Origin of the sequence: Mycolicibacterium komossense, assembly GCF_025822605.1 — a bacterium.
Classification (GTDB): Bacteria; Actinomycetota; Actinomycetes; order Mycobacteriales; family Mycobacteriaceae; genus Mycobacterium; species Mycobacterium komossense.
In genome coordinates this window covers 200,204-220,580 of record NZ_JACKTY010000030.1, presented here as the reverse complement: position 1 = coordinate 220,580, position 20,377 = coordinate 200,204, and the positions used below count along the sequence as shown (strand labels likewise).

The window sequence follows — 20,377 nt, the reverse complement described above, 5'->3', positions numbered from 1 at the left end:
CATCCGAGGACTCGGCAGGAATGTCGGAGCCGAAGATATTGTTAACTGAACTTGAATATTGAGGTGCAGGCTCGATCACAGTCGCCTCCAAATGTGATAAAGATCACATTCTAGTCGTTTATGCAGTTCACGCGCGTGTAGCGCGACACAACGGAGTTCTCCAGGGTCATTTATGCACCACAACGACGGCGCCGAGCCGCCTTGCGGAGGCTTCGGCACCGTCGGGTTAACCGCCGAGTAGACCGACGTCTAGATCTCCAGACTGGATAACTGGCTGATTATTTGAGCCGCCAGCGGATTGAGCGTCGCCATGCCGTCGCGGACGGCATAGCGCGAGCCGGCGATGTTGACCACCAGCGTGCTACCGGAGATTCCGGCCAACCCGCGAGACAACCCAGCGTCGGTGATACCGGCCGCCAGACCCGATGACCGCAGCGCCTCGGAGATACCGAGAAGCTCGCGATCAAGAATGTCCACGGTGGCCTCGGGAGTGACATCACGCGGCATGACACCGGTGCCACCGACGGACACCACCAAGTCGACGCCGCCGATCACCGCGGTGTTCAGCGCATTGCGAATCTCCACCTCGTCGGCGGCGACAACCACGACACCGTCGACCACGAAACCGGCCTCGGTCAGTAGTTCCGTCACCAACGGACCACTGTGATCTTCTTCGTCACCATGCGCAGTCCGGTCATCGACGACGACGACCAGCGCCCTACCCACCAGCTCCACAGGCTGCTCCATGGGTGCAACCGTATATCTGGCAGGTGACATCGGCGCAGCAGTCCTGGTCACTGTGCAGCCTTCCCCAGCGTCACCTGGACACTTTTGGGGTTACCCGAGGCGTCGAGGTAGGTCAACGTCACCTTGTCACCGGGTGCCCGGGACCGGACCGCGGCCACCAGAGCGTCGGCGCTGGCGATGGTCCGATCGTCGACCTTGGTGACGACGACACCGCTGGGCAGGCCGGCTCCTGCCGCCGCGCCTCCCTGCGTGACCTCGACGATCTTGGCGCCATGCGTGGTGCTGTCGTTGCTGACCTGGACGCCGAGCGACGCGTGCGTCGCAGTGCCGGTGCTGATCAGCTCGTCAGCGATGCGTTTGGCCTGGTCCACCGGGATGGCGAAGCCGAGCCCGATCGATCCGCTCTGCGCTCCGGCGGAGTCGCCGCCCAGGGTGGCGATCGCCGAATTGATACCGACCAACTCGCCATTCATGTTGACCAGCGCACCGCCCGAGTTGCCGGGGTTGATGGCAGCATCGGTCTGAATCGCGTCGAGCACGGTGTTCTGGTTAGTCGTATCACCGGCCGTGGAGACCGGCCGGTTCAGCGCGCTCACGATGCCGGTGGTCACGGTGCCTTCGAGGCCCAGCGGTGATCCGATGGCCACCACGTTCTGGCCGACCCGCAGATTCGCCGATGAACCAAGAGTGATGGGAGACAAACCGGAGGCCCCCTTGGCGCGCACCACGGCGATATCGCTGGCGGGATCGATCCCGACGATGCTGAACGTGGTGGTGTTGCCGTCGGCGAAGGTCACGGTGGTAACGGGCTTGGCGCCGGGATCCGTCGTCGGGCCGGGCCCGGACGGACTGTCGGGCCCCGGCGGAGCAGTGGGCAGTGGCAGTAACGGCCCCGCCGGGCCGGACGGCGCCGCCAATGGCGGTGGGATGTCACCGTTGGCTGCGGACACGACGTGCGCGTTCGTCAAGATCAGCCCGTCAGAGGACAGGATGATGCCCGAGCCTTCTTCATTGGCCCGGCCGATGTCGGTCTCGAGTTTGACGACGCTGGGCACGACCTTGGCCGCCACCTGCTCGACCGAACCCGGCGGCACGTTGGCAGCCGGGACGCTCTGGGGGGCACCCAGTTCCGGGATGGCCGAGTGTGTGGCCCCACCCTCGGGCTGTGCGAGCAGGGCCACTCCTCCGCCGACCGCCGCGGACACGACTGCGACGGCCAACGCCCCGGCCGTCAGAGCGATCCCGCGCGAGCGCTTCCGCGGCGCCGGCTGCGGCGGCAGCTGCAGAGGCATGGCTCCGCTGAGCGGCATGGCCTGCGTAGGCACGTGATTGCCTGGATGCGCTGGACGGTACGGGTCGAACGGTGGGCGCTGCTGCTGCGAGGGGTTGTGCTGCGTGGCGTAGCGCCAGTCATAGCCCTGCGGCGGCGGGACCGGCTGCTGCGGCGGGACCGGCTGCGGCGGCGGGACCGGACGATACTGGCCCGGATACGCAGGCGCCACAGGCTGGTTCGAGTCCTGTCGACGGCCCGGCTCCGGCGGAGGAGGCGAATACCTCGGGTGGTTCGTCATACGTCTGCGTCACTTGTCCTTCGGGGGATGGTCCGCGTCATTGCCGTCTACTTTGCCCTCATCGACTGAGAATCGACTGAGACCTGCGGTGGCCTCCTCAGTGAGATGCGCTGCACGTCCATTGTGCGGGGTAATTTCGGCCACCCCCTGGTACGACTCGTCCTGAAACGGCGACTCCTGGAACGGCGACTCCTGGAACGGCATAGCGGGAGCCAGGCGCCCCGGCAACAGCACAGAGATCGACGTGCCCGGCGGCTGCCCACCCGGGACGGTGTCGTCAACGCGAAGCGCGCCACCATGTTTGAGGACCACCTGCTTGACGATCGCCAGCCCGAGTCCGGAGCCCGGCATCGCCCGCGCCGACGTGGACCGGAAGAACCGCTCGAAAACCAGTCCGCGCTCCTGGATCGGGATACCGGGACCATGGTCGGACACCACCAATTCGCCGTGCGTCGGATCGAGCTGGCTCAGGCGCAGACCCACGCGCCCACCCGACGGACTCCACTTCGCCGCGTTGTCGAGCAGATTGAGCACGGCACGGTTCAGCCCGGCCGCGTCACCGTAGACCTGCCACGGAATGACATGGACGTCGAACTCAATATCGTTTCGGCGCCGTCTGACCCGCTCCAGGCAGTGCTCCACCACCTCGGCCATGTCGACCTGCTCGTGGACCACGCCGCCGGCGTCGTCACGGGTGAGGTCAACCAGATCGCCCACCAGCGTGGACAATTCCTCAATCTGTCCGATGACGTCGGCACGCAGTTCGGCCAGATCGCTATCGGGGATACGTGGTGCACCGGGCGCCATCGAGGCCATCAACAACTCGACGTTGGTACGCAACGAAGTCAGCGGCGTGCGCAGCTCGTGGCCGGCATCACTGACCAGTCGCGACTGTCGCTCCCTGGATTCGGCCAACGCCCGCAACATCATGTTGAACGCCTCGGTCAGGCGGGCCAACTCGTCGCTGCCGAACACCGGGATGGGCCGCAGATCGTCGGTGCGCGCCACCCGCTCAGCGGCCTCGGTGAGCCGGCCGACGGGCCGCAGACCCGTTCGCGTGACGGTACCGCCCGCGATGGCCGCCACGAACACGCCGATACCGCCGACCGCCAACAGAACCCAGCGCAGCCTGGTCATCACAGCGTCGGTCGGGGCCAGACTCTTCGAGATGAGCAGCGTGCTGTTGTTCGGCAGATGCACTGCCAACACCCGTTGGTCAGCCGCGGTGCGACGCGACATGAAGAGCTCACCGCGGATTACCGACTTCTCAGTCGCGCCGATCGGTAGGGTCTGGCCCTCCTGATTGGCGGTGAAGATCGATTTGCCAGGGATCACCAGCATGGCGTTGACATCGGAATAGGCCGTGCCCTCGATGGCCTTACCGGGGTCGGCGGCCAGCGAGCCGCTGGCGATCAGCAGCTGCGCTCGACTCTGCAGCTGGTTGTCGATGTCGTTGTAGAGCGCCCGCGACACCACGGCGTAGACCGCCACTGCCATCAGCACCACCACCATGGCGACCATCGACATGGCGAGCAGCATCACGCGCCAGCGCAGCGATAACGAGGTGGTGGCGCGCAGAGGAACCCGAGTGCGTTCGGGCGAAGGCCGGAACAGACGCATCAGGGCGGAGTTTCACGCAAGACGTAGCCCACGCCGCGCACGGTGTGGATGAGCCTTGTCTCCCCTTCTGCTTCGGTCTTACGGCGCAGATATCCGACATACACCTCGAGCGCATTGCCCGACGTGGGGAAATCGAAGCCCCACACTTCTTCCAGGATGCGGCTGCGCGTCAGCACGCGCCGCGGGTTGGCAATCAGCATCTCCAACAGCGAGAACTCGGTGCGGGTCAGGCTGATATGCCGCTCACCGCGGGTGACGTCGCGGGTCACCGGATCGAGCGACAAGTCGGCAAACGTCATCGCCACCGACTCACCCGAGTCCTCTGGGGTGGTGCGGCGCAGCAGCGCGCGCATCCGGGCCAGCAGTTCTTCCAAGGCAAACGGCTTGGGGAGGTAGTCGTCGGCACCCGCATCGAGGCCCGCCACCCGCTCCGATACCGAGTCCCTGGCGGTCAGAACCAGGATCGGCAGATCGTCACCGGTGCTGCGTAGCTGCCTGCAGACTTCAAGACCGTCCAGCCTCGGCATCATCACGTCGAGTACGAGCGCGTCGGGCCGATCACTGGCAATCGAGTGCAAAGCCTCGACGCCATCCTCCGCTAAGGAGACTGAATAGCCGTTGAAAGAAAGGGACCTCCGCAGCGACTCACGCACTGCACGATCGTCATCAACGACAAGAATTCGCACGACAACAGTGTTATCCCATGGCCTGAGAGCGGCCTGAGAGGCGCGCGGAAGTCAATCCGAGCAACCTCACCGGGTTAGTTCAGCGCTTGTCGAGATCGATCAGGCCGAGGCGCGCAGCCTTGAGCAAGCGGCGCGGAACCTTATGCTGCTGACCGGCCACAGTGACGTTGACCAAGCCGGTGGCTTCGGCCTTCCACTGCGCGCGCCGACTGCGGGTATTCGACCGCGACATTCTGCGCTTGGGCACAGCCATGACGAGCATCTCCTAAATGAGGGGTGTACCGCCTTTCAAAAACACGAAAGCACGGCGGTGACAATTGCCCATCAGGATAGCCGGTGATCAGCGTCGGCTCCAAAACACGACCTCACGGTCAGCGCCGGATGGCGTTGCGCACGGTCCGGAACACCTCCGGCACCGAAACCGGGACGAAGCTCAGCAACACGGTACCGGCGTCTCGAATGCCCTTGACCAGTTCGTAGAGCCCCACCGCAGCAACCAGCCGGCCGACGGCGGGCAGTGCCACACCCTGCCGTGCCAAATCTGAGTCACCCGCGACCACACGCCGCCACTATGTGAGTACACCGGCATGGGAAGTAGTCACCCCTTGACGCGGTACCGGCGGTACCCGATAACCTACCGGTTGGTTGAGAGAGGGAGATCGGTGACATCTGCGGTTCGCATCGGCAACTGTTCGGGCTTCTATGGGGACCGACATTCGGCTATGCGCGAGATGCTCACCGGCGGCGACCTGGACTACCTCACCGGCGACTACCTCGCCGAGCTGACGATGCTCATCCTGGGCCGCGACCGCGCCAAGCACCCTGAGCGCGGTTACGCCAAGACTTTTCTCACCCAGTTCGAAGAATGCCTCGGGCTGGCACAGGACAAGAAAGTCCGCGTCGTCACCAATGCGGGCGGCCTGAACCCGGCCGGGTTGGCCGACGCCGTGCGGGCAGTGGCGCAGCGCCTTGGCATCCCGGTGAACGTCGCCCACGTCGAAGGTGACGACGTGCTCGCCCGCGCCGGTGAACTCGGCCTTGGCACCCCACTGACCGCGAACGCGTATCTGGGTGCCTGGGGCATCGTCGACTGCCTGCACAGCGGCGCCGACGTCGTCATCACCGGGCGGGTTACCGACGCCTCGGTGATCGTCGGCCCGGCCGCAGCCCACTTCGGCTGGGGCCGGACGGATTACGACGCGCTGGCCGGCGCAGTGGTGGCCGGCCACGTCATCGAATGCGGGATCCAGGCCGCCGGCGGCAACTACGCGTTCTTCACCGAGATCCCCGACCTTCTGCACCCGGGCTTTCCACTGGCCGAGATCCACGCCGACGGCTCGTCGGTGATCACCAAGCACCCCGGCACCGGCGGGCAGGTCAGCGTCGACACCGTCACCGCGCAGCTGCTCTACGAGATCAGCGGCGCCCGCTATGCCAACCCGGACGTGACAGCACGGATGGACAGCATCGAGCTCAGCGCGGACGGCCCCGACCGCGTGAGCATCACCGGCGTGCGCGGCGAGCCGCCCCCACCGACGTTGAAGGTCTCGCTCAACAGCATCGGCGGTTTCCGCAACGCGATGACCTTCGTGCTGACCGGCCTCGACATCGAGGCCAAGGCAGCGCTGGTACAACGACAGCTCGAAGCGGGCCTGACCGTGAAACCGGCCGAGCTGCAATGGACGCTGGCCCGCACCGACCATTCCGACGCCGACACCGAAGAAGCCGCCAGCGCACTTCTGCACTGCGTCGTCCGCGACTCCGACCCGGCCAATGTGGGTCGACAATTCTCCTCCGCCGCAGTCGAACTCGCGCTCGCGAGCTATCCGGGCTTCCACGTGACGGCACCCCCGAGCGAGGGGCAGGTGTACGGCGTGTTCAACGCCGGTTACGTCGCGGCCACCGAGGTGCCGCATATCGCCGTCCACGCCGACGGCAGCCGGACTGCCATCGAGCCGGCCGGCGACACCCGCATGCTGGAGCCCACCGACGCGCCACCGTTGCCAGAACCGCTGCCCCCCGGACCGATTCGGCGTGCCCCTCTTGGCTCGATCGCGGGCGCCCGCAGCGGCGACAAGGGCGGCTCTGCCAACGTCGGACTGTGGGTGCGCACCGAGGAGCAGTACCGCTGGCTGGCCCACGCGCTGACCATCGATACGCTCAAAGAACTGCTGCCCGAAGCCGCCGAATTGGCCGTGGTTCGGCAGCTACTGCCCAAGTTGCGGGCAGTGAACTTCGTCATCGACGGCATCCTCGGCCAGGGCGTGGCCTACCAGGCCCGGTTCGACCCGCAGGCCAAGGGCCTCGGAGAGTGGTTGCGCAGCAGACACATCGACATACCTGAAGGGTTACTGCCGGCATGAGCATCTGGACCACCCCCGAGCGCGAACAACTCCGCAAATCGGTGCGGGCGTTCACCGAACATGAGGTGCTCCCCCACGTCGACGAGTGGGAACGCGCCGGTGAACTACCGCGCGATCTGCACCGCAAAGCCGCCGACGCCGGTCTGCTGGGGGTGCAATTCCCGGAGTCGGTAGGTGGAGGGGGCGGCGACGGCGCCGACGGTCTGGTCGTCTGCGAAGAACTGCACGAAGCAGGTTGCCCCGGTGGCACTTTCGCGTCGCTGTTCACCTGCGGCATCGCCGTACCGCACATGGTCGCCTCGGGCGACGAGCGGCTGATCGAGCACTTTGTCCGCCCGACGCTGGCCGGCGAGAAGATCGGTGCGCTGGCGATCACCGAACCCGGCGGCGGGTCCGACGTCGGACACCTGGTCACCAGAGCTGACCGGGACGGCGATCACTACATCGTCAACGGCGCCAAGACCTACATCACGTCAGGCGTCCGGGCCGATTACGTCGTCACCGCGGCACGCACCGGTGGGCCGGGCGCAGGCGGGGTTTCGCTACTGGTGGTCGAGAAGGGCACGCCTGGGTTCGAGGTGACGCGCCGCCTCGACAAGATGGGCTGGCGGTCCTCGGATACCGCCGAGCTGTCCTACACCGATGTGCGGGTACCGGTCGAGAACGTGGTCGGCGCCGAGAACAGTGGATTCCTGCAGATCGCGGCGGCCTTCGTCTCCGAACGGATCGGCCTTGCCGCCCAGGCCTATTCGAGCGCTCAGCGGTGTCTGGACCTGACCGTGCAGTGGTGCCGGGACCGGGAAACGTTCGGCCGGCCCCTGATCTCACGCCAGGCCGTACAGAACACCCTCGCCGAAATGGCCCGTCGCATCCAGGTCGCCAGGGTGTACTCGCATCACGTGGTCGAGCGACAGGTGGCGGGCGATCCGAATCTGATCACCGAGGTCTGTTTCGCCAAGAACACCGCCGTCGAAGCCGGTGAGTGGGTGGCCAACCAGGCGGTGCAACTCTTCGGCGGGATGGGTTACATGGCCGAATCCGAAGTCGAACGGCAGTACCGCGATATGCGGATCCTTGGTATCGGTGGCGGAACCACCGAAATCCTCACCGGCCTGGCCGCCAAGACGCTTGGATACCAATCATGATTTCACCGGCTTCTCCTCATCGCTCGTTCCTCGCTCTGCATCGGCGGCGGTGGTCATGATCTTGAGTTCGACGCTCGACCCCGCCGCACCGTCCTTTATCGAGGCCGCCTCGGCTACCGAGGGCAAGCTCGACGAGATGGCCGTCGAATTCGCCAAGGCCCTGGCCGGCGGTGGTGCGAAATATGTTGCCCGCCATCATGACCGCGGAAAACTCACGGCACGCGAGCGCATCGAACTGCTGATCGACGAGGACTCCCCCTTTCTGGAGCTGTGCCCGCTGGCCGGATACGGGAGCGCATTCCAGGTGGGCGCCAGCGTGGTCACGGGTATCGGCGCCGTCGAAGGTGTCGAATGCATGCTCGTTGCCAACGATCCCACCGTCAAGGGCGGCACCAGCAACCCGTGGACGCTGCGCAAGACCCTGCGGGCCAACCAGATAGCCTTCGAGAACCGGTTGCCGGTGATCTCCCTGGTCGAATCGGGCGGGGCTGACCTGCCGACCCAGAAAGAGATCTTCATCCCGGGCGGTCAGCTGTTCCGGGACCTGACCCGGCTCTCGGCGGCGGGTATCCCCACCATCGCGCTGGTGTTCGGCAACTCCACCGCGGGCGGGGCTTACATCCCCGGCATGTCCGACCACGTGGTGATGATCAAGGAACGCTCCAAGGTTTTCCTGGCCGGACCACCGCTGGTGAAGATGGCCACCGGCGAGGAATCCGACGATGAATCCCTCGGTGGTGCCGAAATGCACGCCCGCACCTCGGGTTTGGCCGACTACCTGGCCGTCGACGAGCTCGATGCCCTGCGAATCGGCCGCCGGGTGGTGGCACGGCTGAACTGGACCAAGCGGAGTCCCGCACCCAAGCCGGTGGTACCGCCAGTCTTCGCCGAGGACGAACTGATCGGGATCGTGCCCCCGGATCTTCGCATTCCGTTCGACCCGCGGGAGGTGATTGCGCGCGTCGTCGACGGTTCGGAATTCGACGAGTTCAAACCGATGTACGGCTCCTCGCTGGTCACCGGCTGGGCCCGCCTGCACGGCTACCCGCTGGGCATCCTGGCCAACGCCCGCGGCGTGCTGTTCAGCGAGGAGGCCCAGAAAGCCACCCAGTTCATCCAGCTGGCAAATCGGTCCAATACGCCATTGCTGTTCCTGCACAACACCACCGGCTATATGGTCGGCAAGGCTTACGAGGAAGGCGGCATGGTCAAACACGGCTCGATGATGATCAACGCCGTCTCCAATTCCACAGTGCCGCACATTTCGCTGTTGATCGGGGCGTCCTACGGCGCCGGGCACTACGGAATGTGCGGCCGGGCCTACGACCCCAGATTCCTCTTCGCCTGGCCCAGCGCGAAATCCGCGGTGATGGGCGGTGCACAGCTGGCCGGGGTGTTGTCGATCGTCAGCCGGGCCGCCGCCGAGGCCCGCGGCCAACAGGTCGACGAAGAGGCTGACGCGGCGCTGAAGGCAGCAGTCGAAGCCCAGATCGAAGCGGAGTCGTTGCCGATGTTCCTGTCCGGCAGGTTGTATGACGACGGGGTGATCGACCCGCGCGACACGCGCACCGTGCTGGGAATGTGTCTGTCCGCCATCGCCAGCGGCCCGATCGAGGGGACGTCGAACTTCGGCGTCTTCAGAATGTAGGGGCCAGCGATGAGCGCTCGCGAGAAGAACAGACAGCACCGGATCACGAAGGTTCTGGTGGCCAACCGGGGCGAGATCGCCCGTCGGGTGTTCAGCACGTGTCGCCGGCTCGGGTTGGGCACCGTTGCGGTGTACACCGACCCCGATGCCGGCGCACCGCACGTCGCCGAGGCCGATGTCCGGGTGCGGCTGCCCCTGACCACCGATTACCTCAATCCGTCGGCGCTGATCGCCGCCGCTAAGGCAGCCGGGGCCGATGCGGTCCATCCGGGATACGGATTCCTCTCGGAGAACGCCGATTTCGCGGCAGCGGTGCAGGATGCGGGTCTGATCTGGGTCGGACCTCCGGTCGCGGCGGTCCGGGCGATGGGCAGCAAGATCGAGGCCAAGAAAATGATGTCGGCAGCCGGGGTGCCGGTGCTGGAGGAGCTCGATCCCGCGACGGTCACCGAGGCGCAGTTACCCGTGCTGGTGAAGGCCTCGGCCGGTGGCGGCGGCCGCGGAATGCGGGTGGTACACGACCTCTCGGCGCTGGCCGGTGAGGTCGACGCGGCCAGGCGGGAGGCCGGATCCGCATTCGGCGACCCGACGGTGTTTTGTGAGCGATATCTGCCGACCGGCCACCACGTCGAGGTGCAGGTACTGGCCGACAGCCACGGCACGGTGTGGGCCGTGGGCGAGCGGGAGTGTTCGATCCAGCGCCGACACCAGAAGATCATCGAAGAGGCGCCGTCTCCGCTGGTGGAGCGCACACCCGGTATGCGCGCCAAGCTCTTCCACGCGGCGCGCCTGGCCGCGGAAGCGATCGGGTACACCGGCGCGGGCACCGTCGAGTTCCTGGCAGATGATGACGGCGAGTTCTACTTCCTGGAGATGAACACCCGGCTCCAGGTCGAGCACCCGGTCACCGAGGCGACCACCGGGCTTGACCTCGTCGCACTGCAACTACAGATCGCCGAAGAAGTGGCACTGGCCGACGAGCCACCGGCGCCGGTCGGGTACGCGATCGAGGCCCGGGTATATGCCGAAGATCCGGCCAAGAACTGGCAACCCCAGGCCGGCACCGTGCACCGATTCGAAGTACCGCGGGCCGCAACGGAATTCGAGGGTCCAGCGGCGGCCGGAATCCGGCTGGACTCGGGCATCGTCGACGGCTCGGTGGTGTCGATCCACTACGATCCCATGCTGGCCAAGGTGATCTCCTACGCCCCGACGCGTCGCCAGGCTTCCCTTCTGCTGGCCGGTGCACTGGCCGGCACCCGGCTGCACGGCATCCATACCAACCGCGAGCTGTTGGTGCGGGTGCTGCGCCACCCGGCATTCCTCGACGGCGCCACCGATACCGCGTTCTTCGATACCCACGGACTTGGCGAACTCGCCGCACCGCTGGCCGACGACCGCGCCATCCGGCTCTCCGCGGTAGCTGCCGCACTCGCCGAGTCTGCACACAACCGTTCGACGGCAACGGCTTTCGCGGCGGCCCCGGGCGGGTGGCGCAATCTCTCCTCCGGAGATCAGGTGAAGACTTACACCAATGCTGACGGGACGGCCGGTGCGCAGGTCCGGGTCGCCTACCGCCCGCACCGGATGGGGGTGACACTGCCCGACGACCCGGATGTCACCGTCATCTCGGTGGCGCCGCAACAGGTGGTGCTGGCCGACACAGCGGTGGAGTGCGGTTTCGCCGTCGCGCGTTACGGAGCCGATGCCTACGTCGACTCTGCGCTGGGCCCGGTCCATCTGGTCGCGGTGCCCCGGTTCGCCGAGCCCGGCTCGACCGTGCAACTGGGATCGCTCGTCGCACCGATGCCCGGCTTGGTGATCAGAGTCGGCGCCCAGATCGGGGACAGCGTCATCGCAGGCCAGCCACTGGTCTGGCTGGAGGCCATGAAGATGGAGCACACCATCACCGCACCCGCCGCGGGTGTACTCACCGCACTGCACGTCAAGGCGGGCGACCAGGTCGAAGTGGGGGCCGTGCTGGCCCGTGTAGAAGCGCAAGACGCCAACGAAGGAGAGAAATGAGTTTCGTCGAGAACGAAGAGCGTCAGGCGCTGCGGAAGTCGGTGGCGGCGATGGCGGCCAACTACGGGCCGGCCTACTACCTGGAGAAGGCCCGCGCCGGCCAGCACACCGACGAATTATGGAACGAGGCAGGCAAACTGGGCTTCATCGGGGTAAACCTTCCCGAAGAGTACGGCGGCGGCGGCGCGGGCATGTACGAGCTGTCGCTGGTGATGGAGGAGATGGCGGCCGGTGGCTGCGCGCTATTGATGATGGTCGTCTCCCCTGCCATCAACGGCACCATCATCAGCAAGTTCGGCACCGAGGAGCAGAAGAAGCGCTGGGTGCCGGGAATCGCCGACGGATCCATCACGATGGCCTTCGCCATCACCGAACCCGACGCCGGCTCGAACTCGCACCGCATCACCACCACCGCCCGCCGCGACGGCAGCGACTGGATCCTGTCCGGCCAGAAGGTGTACATCTCCGGAGTCGACCAGGCGCAGGCCGTCTTGGTGGTCGGCCGCACCGAAGATCACAAGACCGGCAACTTGAAGCCCGCACTGTTCGTCGTGCCCACCGACACCCCCGGCCTGACCTACACCAAGATCGACATGGAAATCGTCAGCCCCGAGTTCCAGTTCCAGCTTTTCCTCGACGACGTCCGGCTGCCCGCCGATGCGCTCGTCGGGTCGGAGGATGCCGCCATCGCCCAGCTGTTCGCGGGCCTGAACCCGGAACGGATCATGGGTGCGGCCAGCGCCGTCGGGATGGGTCGCTTCGCCATCAACAAGGCCACCGACTACGTCAAGACGCGCCAGGTGTGGAAGACCCCGATCGGCGCGCACCAAGGCATCGCCCACCCGTTGGCGCAGAACCACATCGAGGTCGAACTGGCGAAGCTGATGATGCAGAAGGCCGCCACGCTCTACGACGGCGGAGACGATTTCGGGGCCGCGGAGGCCGCCAACATGGCCAAATACGCCGCCGGCGAAGCGTCCGTGCGGGCTGTTGACCAGGCCGTGCAGTCACTCGGCGGTAATGGGCTGACCAAGGAGTACGGCGTCGCCTCGATCCTGACGGCGTCGCGGCTGGCGCGGATCGCGCCCGTGAGTCGCGAGATGATCCTCAACTTCATCGCGCAAACCTCGCTCGGACTGCCGCGCTCCTACTGATGACCACCCCTGTACTTGTCGACTACGAGGTCGACGGCCGCGCGGCCCAGCTCACGCTGAATTCTCCGCACAACCGCAACGCACTGTCGACGACGCTGGTGGGTCAGCTACACCGGGGCCTGCGCGATGCCCTCGCCGATCCGCAGGTGCGGGTGGTGGTGCTTCGGCACACCGGTGGCACGTTCTGCGCAGGCGCCGATCTGTCGGAGGGCTCGGGCGGCGACGCAGGCGGGGCCGCTGCTGACCGGGCCAGAGAGATGACCACGCTGCTGCGCGCGATCGTCGAGTGTGAGAAGCCGGTGCTGGCGGTCGTCGACGGACATGTCCGGGCCGGGGGCCTGGGGCTCGTCGGCGCCTGCGACATCGTGGTTGCCGGACCGCGCAGCACCTTCGCTCTGACGGAGGCCCGGATCGGGGTGGCGCCGACGATCATCTCACTGACACTGCTGCCGAAGTTGTCCGCGCGTGCCGCAAGTCGCTATTACCTGACCGGTGAGACGTTCACGGCAGGAGAGGCCGCCGAGATCGGCCTGATCACGATCGCCGCCGATGACATCGAGACCGCGGCCGTCGCCATCATCGAGGCGTTGGGCAAGGGCTCACCGCAGGGCCTGGCTGCCTCGAAAGCGCTGACCACAGCATCAATCCTGGCGGGATTCGACCGCGACGCCGAGCGCCTCACCGTCGACTCGGCGCGCCTGTTCGTCTCCGAGGAAGCCCGCGAAGGGATGCTCGCATTTCTGCAGAGGCGGCCACCGAGATGGGCTCAGACCGAGGGGCGCACGGACGTTTAGAAATCCATCCTTTGCGGTGGCCACCGATCGTCGTAGGCTCGGTACCGATGAGCAACTCAGCGCCGCGGGATGCATCGTTGCGAGCCGCAGACACCGATCGAATTCAGGTCGCGCAGTTGCTCACCGACGCCGCCGCGCAGGGCCGCCTCGACCTGACCGAGTTCGAGGTCCGGCTGGCGAAGGCGTACGCGGCGACGACCTACGACGAGCTCGACGTGCTGACCACCGATCTGCCCGGTATCGCCAACACCCGTCGCGGCGCATGTAAGCCCGCGCCGTCGACCGTACTGCTGGCGATCTTGAGTGGCTTCGAGCGCCGCGGCCGCTGGAACGTGCCCCGCAAGATGACGACGTTCACGCTGTTCGGCGGCGGCGTGGTGGATCTGCGGTACGCCGACTTCACCTCGTCTGAAGTATCCATCCATGCGTACTCGATCATGGGCGGCCAGACGATCCTGCTGCCGCCGGAGGTGAACGTCCACATCCACGGGATTGGGGTGATGGGCGGGTTCAACCACGACCTCGGCGACACCGGAACCCCTGGTGCACCGCACGTCACCATCACGGGCTTCTCCATCTGCGGCGGCATCGGTATCAAGCGCAAGAAGCGCCGGCCGCAAACCCGTCTCGAGAGTGCCTGAGGCCCTACCGATTCCGGCTGGCTCAGCGACAACATCGGCCCCCTTCCGTCAGGAAGGGGGCCGATGTTGTAGTAGCGGGAAGGACTGACGCGCTTAGTCTGACGAGCTCTTCGTCGAGGCGCTCTTGGTGCCCTTCTTGCCGGTCGACTTGGCGCCGGTGGAGCCGGAATCCGACGCCGACTTCGCACCATCAGCGGCGGCCTTGGCCTTGTCGGACTTGCCACCGCCCAGGATGTTGTCGAACGACTTCCCCAGATCCGAGAGCGAACTCTTGACCTTCGGGGTTGTCACGGTCGACGTCGTGGTCGTCGTGGTGGTATCCGGTGCTGCCGTCACTGCGTCGGCGACCGAAGCGCTGACATCCTCGGCCGCAGGCTTCTCGACCTTGGCCGACGAGGTGACCTTCTTGACGACGGCCGTGGTGTCCGTCGCAGCCGTGGTGCCGTCGGTGACCGTGGTGTCGGTCGCGACGAGAGCCTTGACCTCGGGAGCGGCGGTCTTCGCCGCTGCAGCCAGCGTCGTCGACGTCGTCGGCGTCGTCGTGGGCGGGTTCGCGATCGAGTACGCGATGTAGCCGGCGATCGCGGAGAGCCCGGTGTTGCCGTAGCTGTACGAGCCGTCGATGGTCGAGCCTGTGAAGTACAGGCTGGCGAGGTTACCGCCGCCGACCACGACCGGCCCGACGTTGAACTTCGGCACCAGGGTGGCCAGACCGATGACCGTCGCCTGGACGTTCGGCAGCACGCCGTCGATGAAGACCGTCTTCACGAGCTGGGCAGGCAGCGAACTCGTTCCGCCGAAGGCCTGAGCGGTGGCCACGTACAGCGCAGCGCTGAAGGCGTTGCCGCCCGCGGCCGCGACCTCGTAGTAGTAGTGGTAGACGGGATCCGCGAAGAGCCCTTTGTCATCCAGGGCCTGGGAGATCAGGTAGTACGTCGCACCACCGACGCCGGTGGCGTAGACCGGGCTCTGGTCGTAGTAGTAACCGGTGGGAACGCCGTCGGCGTTACGGGTCGCGACGACCGGCCCGTTGATTCCGGGGAAGTACGGGTCAGAAGCGAAAGGCGCGCTGCCATCCGCGTTGGCCGCGTAGACCTTGGTCGGGTCGAAGCCGCTACCGATGTAGCCGCCCCAGCCGTTGTAGTAGGCGTCGGCAATGCCCTGCAGCGTGATGTCCGAAAGCGCCGTCAACTCGTACTGGGCGGTGGAGATCTTGGTGGGGGTGGGAGCCTGCGCGCTGACCTGCAGATCTCCGTGGGGCATGATCGCCGGCGTGCCGGCGACGATGACGGCTGCGCCGACAATGGCGGCAGCAGTGGACAGATATGGCCGTGGTGCCATGTAGGGATCCCCCTTATTGGGACTGGGTCGGCGTAAACGAAGAGCTTCCTTGCAAAGAGCTTAGAAGAACCTAATGGATAGTAGGGCGCTGTTTGCCCTACGGCAAGCGGTACGGCTAGTCAATATTAGCCATGCAGATCCCGCGCGTAACGACCGTCACACCGCAGAGGCCGTTCGGCCGTAGCCGTCTCGTTATCGGCAAATAAGCCAACTAGCGGCAAACTCGCAGCATCCGTTATGGAGACGAGACCGTCTACACACCCCAGAGGTAGCAGAATTGTTTGCCGGAGAGCTCCTTCGCTCGCCGGGCACAACCCTCGCCACCCAGGTTTGCTCGGCCCGCCCGTCTCGTTAGCCGAAGTAGCCGTCGCCCGGGTGCTTCAAATCATGATGAGCGGTAAATACGGGGACCGCACCACACGCCCGGAGAAGCTTCCGCGAGATGTTGCTCAAGTCACATCCAACCACGCGGCCCAGCGGAGCACACGGGTCCGAGGGCCGACCGCGAGGAGCGAACACCCGCAAGGCTGGCAAACAGCTGTGTGTTCCATTGGCCCTGAACACGCCCGCGGACCGCGGAACTGCGAAAAGTGGACTCCCCCCGGTTTGCCGGGATTTCTGCAGCCACCCGGCTCGGACCTCAGCGGCGCCGCCGCCGGGACCGTAGGTAGTCGCCGACCACCGCGGCACCGAGTCCGTCGAGGTCGGGGACGACCACGCGGCCCTCCACCCGCCGGGCCACCTGGTCGATGAAGCGCGCCAGACCGGGGTCGCTACCCAGCCGGAAGATGGTGACCTGCGCGCCCAGCCTGGCCACCTCGTCGAAACCACGCACCGTATGAGCGATCGTCCTGGGATGCGGGGGGTAATCAAAAAAGACTGCAGAACCCTCTGCAGCGCCGTAATCCTCCAGGTGTGCGGTCGGCTCACCGTCGGTGACCACCAGCACCACGGGCTGTGCGTTCGGGTGCCGCCGCAGATGTCGGCCCGCCAGCGCCAGGGCGTGATGCAGATTGGTGCCCTGCTCGTAGACACCTTCGAGGCCGGTCAGCTCGGCGGCGGTCACCGTGCGCGCATAACGGCCGAAGGCGATGATCTGTAGGTCGTCGGACCGGAACCGGGTGCTCACCAGGTGATGCAGCGCCAGGGCGGTCTGCTTCATCGGCACCCAACGGTCCTCCATCACCATCGAGAACGAGGTGTCCACCAGCAGTGCGACCGCGGACTGCGTGCGTGTCTCGGTTTCGGAAACCTCCACGTCGTCGACGGTAATGTCGAGCCGACCCGGCACCCGGTCCCCTTGCGCGGTCCCGGCCTGGCGCAGCACGGCGTTGGTCAGTGTGCGGGTCACGTTCCACGGCTCGGTATCGCCGAACTGCCACGGGCGCGTCGCACCGGTCAGCTCACCCGCCGCACCGGCGCGGCGCGTCTCGCGTTCGCCGTGTCGCCCCGAAAGTTGTTGTGCCACATCACGTAGTGCAGCCTGACCGAGCTGACGCATCGCCTTCGGCGACAGCCGCCACTGCCCATCGGAACTGCGGTCGAGGAAGCCCTCTTTCATGAGCGCGCGTTCGAGATCTGCCAGTGTGCGCGCGTCCACGGCGGCCTCGTCGCCGAGTTGCCGGGCGAGCATGTCGAGGTCGACGTCGTCCATCGTCGCGCCCGGGTAGCTCTGCGAGAGCTGTTCGGCCAGCTGTTCCAGCTCGCTGATATCGGCCAGCGCCTGGGCGCCCTCACCCATCCCCAACGGGTCACCACCGGTGAACCGTTCCGAGCCGTTCCAGTCCTCGCCCGGCCGGGCCGCCTGCAGGTGGCCGTCGAGGCGGTCGAGCGCGTTCATCAACGACGGAGAGCCGAATGCCTGCTGCGCCAACGCATCCAGTTCGTTTCGCTGCTCGGCCGACAAGCTGTTGCGGAAGCGTTGGGCTGCGGCAGCCCGCTTGGCCAGCGAGTCCAGCAGCTCGTCGATGTTCTTCGGGTTTTCCGGGAAGAATTCGCCGTGCTTGCCCATGAAGTCATCAAAATCCTGCTGCGACGCCTGTCCACTGGCGTTCTTGTCCAGCAGTTCATTGAGATCGTCCAGCATGTCGTTGACCCGTTGACGATCTTCGTCGGTGGCGTTCGCCAGCGCTTCCTTCATCCCGGCGAAGCGCTGGTCGAGCATCTCGCGGCCCAGCAGATCCTTGATCTGGTCGAACTTTTCGCGCGCCTCCGGCGAGCGCCAGTCGTAATCGGCCAGTTCCTGCACGGCCTTGGCCGGCGACGGGGACAGCGACTCAAGCTGCAGTTCGCCGAACCGGGCGTCATCATCAAGTGCGCGAGCCAATTCCTTGCGCTCAGCCAGCACCGCCTCGTCGAGCAGCTTCTTGATCTCCTGCAGCGTTCCGTCAAGGTTGTTGTTCTGCAATAACTCTCGGCGACGCCGGTTCGCCTCCGCCGCCAGCCGATCCGCACCTGGCGTGTTCTTGGTGCCGCGGCGCAAGAGCTCCTGCAGCGCGCGGCGTGGCGACGTCCCGGCCATGACGTCCTGGCCGATCTGTTCCAGCGCGTCGCGCAGATCCACCGGCGGCGCAAGTGGATCAGGTCCGCCGGTGTATCGCGAATAGCGTTGTGAGTGGCCGTGTTTAGCTTTAGCCATAGACTGTTTCGCCTTCTCCGGTCACTTTGTCGATCCGCTTGGCCAGATACAGCGCCTCCAGGGCCAGCTCCAGAGCCGCCGCTCGCTCACCCTCGGATGTGGCGCCGAGACGCTCGGCGATCGCGTCGATCACGGGCAGATCGGGCACTGCGGCCAGCACATCCTTGGCCGAGACCTTCTCACCGGTCGTGACGGCCGCACCCTCTTCGACCGCGACCACCAGGGTGCCCACGTCGATTCCGCCAAGAGCTCGCTGGGCGGTGTCCGCGGTGGACCGACGCAGCAGGTGCTCCAGCACCGCCTGCTCGCGGCCCTCCTCACCGGACTCGAATTCCAGCTTGCCGCGCAGTACGTCGATGATCGTGCTGAGGTCCACGACGCGGGCCACCGGCTCGGCCTCCCCCAGCAGCGCGCCGCGGTGGCGAGCCGAGGCGGCGACAGTTTCGGCGGCGGCGATCGCGAACCGTGCGGACACCCCGGAGCGTTGGTCGACCGAGCTCGACTCCCGCAGGTAGCGGGCGAAGCGCGCGATGATCTGCATCAGGTAGTCCGGCACCGCAGCGCTGAGATGCGCCTCCTGCGTGATGACACCCACCTCGGCATCGAGATCGAGAGGGTAGTGCGTGCGGATCTCGGCGCCGAAGCGGTCTTTGAGCGGGGTGATGATGCGGCCGCGGTTGGTGTAGTCCTCGGGGTTGGCGCTGGCGACCACCAGCACGTCCAGCGGCAGGCGCAGGGTGTAGCCGCGGACCTGGATGTCGCGCTCCTCCATCACGTTGAGCATCGACACCTGGATGCGTTCGGCGAGGTCGGGCAACTCGTTGATCGCGACGATGCCACGGTGCGCCCGTGGAATCAGGCCGAACGCAATGGTCTCCGGATCGCCGAGGCTGCGTCCCTCGGCGACCTTGATGGGGTCGATGTCGCCGACCAGGTCGGCGACGCTGGTATCCGGGGTGGCGAGCTTCTCGGTGTACCGGGAACTGCGGTGCCGCCACTCGACCGGCAGGTCGTCACCCAGCTCGGCGGCCCGTCGGATCGATTCCGGGGTGATCGGTGAATACGGATGCTCAGCCAGTTCGGAACCGGCGATCACCGGGGTCCACTCGTCCAGCAGACCGGCCAGCGACCTCAGCAGCCGGGTCTTGCCCTGGCCACGCTCGCCGAGCAGCACGAAATCGTGACCAGCGATCAACGCACGCTCCAACTGCGGCAACACCGTGTCCTCGAAGCCCAGGATGCCCGGCCAGATGTCTGCTGAGTCCTCGCCGGAGGCGGCCAACTTCGCCAGCAGGTTCTCCCGGAGTTCCTGCTTGACCCCGCGCTCCTCATGGCCAGAAGCGCGCAGCTCGCCGAGGGTCCGGGGCAGATCGTTAGGTGATGTCACCACTCCACGCTACGACTGTCCGCGTCCGGGGGCAGCGGGTCCCTGCTAAGAGCGAACTTTCGACATCGTTATCGGGATTCGGGAATAGATCGCCGAACGCCCTGCGTGGCGAACTCCCAGATCTCACGACACCGGAAGCGGATCCAACCTGAACACCGCACAGCGCCCGGCGAGTGCCTCGAACTCGTCGGGCGTGCCGTCGGTGACCAGACCGGCACGTTTGTAGAAACCGACACCCGCAGGCACCTCGCGCGGGAATGCCCGCAGCACCGGCTTCGCCTGGTCCGCGGTGAGCTCGACGAATGCGACCCGTTCGGATTTCCGGCCGCGGGTGACGACGCCCTCTCCCGCGGCGCGGGCGTTGAGCACCCAGTCCGCGCGGGGATAACCGCCGGCCACATAGGTGTTGCCCTGCAACACATATGGCGTCGCGGGCGTGCTCCGTGGCCGACCGGATTTGCGGCCGGTGACGGTCAAGACCTGCACCGGCCCGGTGACTACCCCGAGTCTGTGCATGGCCATCATCACCTTGTTCATCGGCTTGAGCCAGCGGGGCGGCTGCGGTTCGGACATGAACCATCAATATCAATCTAGTTGATATATGTCAAGATACTGGA

General features: G+C 66.2%; 16 protein-coding genes and 1 pseudogene. 7 read left to right on the top strand and 10 right to left on the bottom strand.

From position 1 onward, the window contains the following. Nucleotides 1–249 precede the first annotated feature (249 nt). The 6 genes and pseudogenes from H7J73_RS17430 to H7J73_RS17405 all read right to left on the bottom strand — a co-directional run bounded on the left by H7J73_RS17430 (nt 250) and on the right by H7J73_RS17405 (nt 5,163). Nucleotides 250–777: a MogA/MoaB family molybdenum cofactor biosynthesis protein gene (locus tag H7J73_RS17430; protein ID WP_264068883.1), complete on the bottom strand. Its 528-nt coding sequence runs from the start codon at nt 775–777 to the stop codon at nt 250–252. A 17-nt stretch (nt 778–794) separates the two neighbouring features. Further along, nucleotides 795–2,318: a S1C family serine protease gene (locus H7J73_RS17425; protein WP_264068775.1), complete on the bottom strand. Its 1,524-nt coding sequence runs from the start codon at nt 2,316–2,318 to the stop codon at nt 795–797. 207 nt (nt 2,319–2,525) lie between these two features. After that, nucleotides 2,526–3,938: pseudogene (locus H7J73_RS17420) on the bottom strand (HAMP domain-containing sensor histidine kinase); the annotation flags it as partial. Further along, nucleotides 3,938–4,624: a response regulator transcription factor gene (locus H7J73_RS17415; protein ID WP_264068773.1), complete on the bottom strand. Its 687-nt coding sequence runs from the start codon at nt 4,622–4,624 to the stop codon at nt 3,938–3,940. The gene H7J73_RS17415 and the pseudogene H7J73_RS17420, both read right to left, overlap by 1 nt. 79 nt (nt 4,625–4,703) lie before the next feature. Continuing rightward, on the bottom strand, nt 4,704–4,877 hold the full coding sequence (rpmF, locus tag H7J73_RS17410; RefSeq protein WP_264068772.1) for a 50S ribosomal protein L32: 174 nt from the start codon (nt 4,875–4,877) through the stop codon (nt 4,704–4,706). A 118-nt stretch (nt 4,878–4,995) separates the two neighbouring features. Then, a complete protein-coding gene (locus H7J73_RS17405) occupies nt 4,996–5,163 on the bottom strand; it encodes a hypothetical protein (protein WP_264068771.1) in 168 nt (55 codons plus the stop codon). A 123-nt stretch (nt 5,164–5,286) separates the two neighbouring features. Here H7J73_RS17405 and H7J73_RS17400 point away from each other — a divergent pair, with 123 nt between their 5' ends. Genes H7J73_RS17400 through H7J73_RS17370 form a run of 7 tightly spaced genes read left to right on the top strand, consistent with a single transcriptional unit; the run spans nt 5,287 to nt 14,394 of the window. Further along, nucleotides 5,287–6,987 (top strand): acyclic terpene utilization AtuA family protein, encoded by a 1,701-nt coding sequence (locus H7J73_RS17400; RefSeq protein WP_264068770.1) that lies wholly within the window; start codon nt 5,287–5,289, stop codon nt 6,985–6,987. Next, nucleotides 6,984–8,132 (top strand): acyl-CoA dehydrogenase family protein, encoded by a 1,149-nt coding sequence (locus H7J73_RS17395; RefSeq protein ID WP_264068769.1) that lies wholly within the window; start codon nt 6,984–6,986, stop codon nt 8,130–8,132. The genes H7J73_RS17400 and H7J73_RS17395 overlap by 4 nt, the downstream gene beginning before the upstream one ends. A 58-nt stretch (nt 8,133–8,190) precedes the next feature. Next, a complete protein-coding gene (locus tag H7J73_RS17390; protein ID WP_264068882.1) occupies nt 8,191–9,780 on the top strand; it encodes an acyl-CoA carboxylase subunit beta in 1,590 nt (529 codons plus the stop codon). Between the two features lie 9 nt (nt 9,781–9,789). Further along, on the top strand, nt 9,790–11,805 hold the full coding sequence (locus H7J73_RS17385; RefSeq protein WP_264068768.1) for an acetyl/propionyl/methylcrotonyl-CoA carboxylase subunit alpha: 2,016 nt from the start codon (nt 9,790–9,792) through the stop codon (nt 11,803–11,805). Next, nucleotides 11,802–12,959: an acyl-CoA dehydrogenase family protein gene (locus H7J73_RS17380; protein WP_264068767.1), complete on the top strand. Its 1,158-nt coding sequence runs from the start codon at nt 11,802–11,804 to the stop codon at nt 12,957–12,959. The genes H7J73_RS17385 and H7J73_RS17380 overlap by 4 nt, the downstream gene beginning before the upstream one ends. Beyond that, nucleotides 12,959–13,753: an enoyl-CoA hydratase family protein gene (locus H7J73_RS17375; protein ID WP_264068765.1), complete on the top strand. Its 795-nt coding sequence runs from the start codon at nt 12,959–12,961 to the stop codon at nt 13,751–13,753. The genes H7J73_RS17380 and H7J73_RS17375 overlap by 1 nt, the downstream gene beginning before the upstream one ends. Nucleotides 13,754–13,800: 47 nt before the next feature. Continuing rightward, complete coding sequence (locus H7J73_RS17370; RefSeq protein ID WP_264068764.1) at nt 13,801–14,394, top strand: DUF1707 SHOCT-like domain-containing protein; 594 nt, start codon at nt 13,801–13,803, stop codon at nt 14,392–14,394. A 93-nt stretch (nt 14,395–14,487) separates the two neighbouring features. On the opposite strand, the gene H7J73_RS17365 is transcribed toward H7J73_RS17370, so the two are convergent. From H7J73_RS17365 to H7J73_RS17350, 4 genes are all read right to left on the bottom strand, one after another. Continuing rightward, entirely contained in the window at nt 14,488–15,735 is a 1,248-nt protein-coding gene (locus H7J73_RS17365) for a hypothetical protein (protein WP_264068762.1), read from the bottom strand. A gap of 640 nt (nt 15,736–16,375) precedes the next feature. Next, nucleotides 16,376–18,373: a vWA domain-containing protein gene (locus tag H7J73_RS17360; protein WP_264068761.1), complete on the bottom strand. Its 1,998-nt coding sequence runs from the start codon at nt 18,371–18,373 to the stop codon at nt 16,376–16,378. After that, nucleotides 18,366–19,763: a sigma 54-interacting transcriptional regulator gene (locus tag H7J73_RS17355; protein ID WP_264068760.1), complete on the bottom strand. Its 1,398-nt coding sequence runs from the start codon at nt 19,761–19,763 to the stop codon at nt 18,366–18,368. The genes H7J73_RS17360 and H7J73_RS17355 overlap by 8 nt, the downstream gene beginning before the upstream one ends. Before the next feature lie 120 nt (nt 19,764–19,883). Continuing rightward, nucleotides 19,884–20,333 (bottom strand): nitroreductase family deazaflavin-dependent oxidoreductase, encoded by a 450-nt coding sequence (locus H7J73_RS17350; RefSeq protein ID WP_264068758.1) that lies wholly within the window; start codon nt 20,331–20,333, stop codon nt 19,884–19,886. Nucleotides 20,334–20,377: the final 44 nt, after the last annotated feature.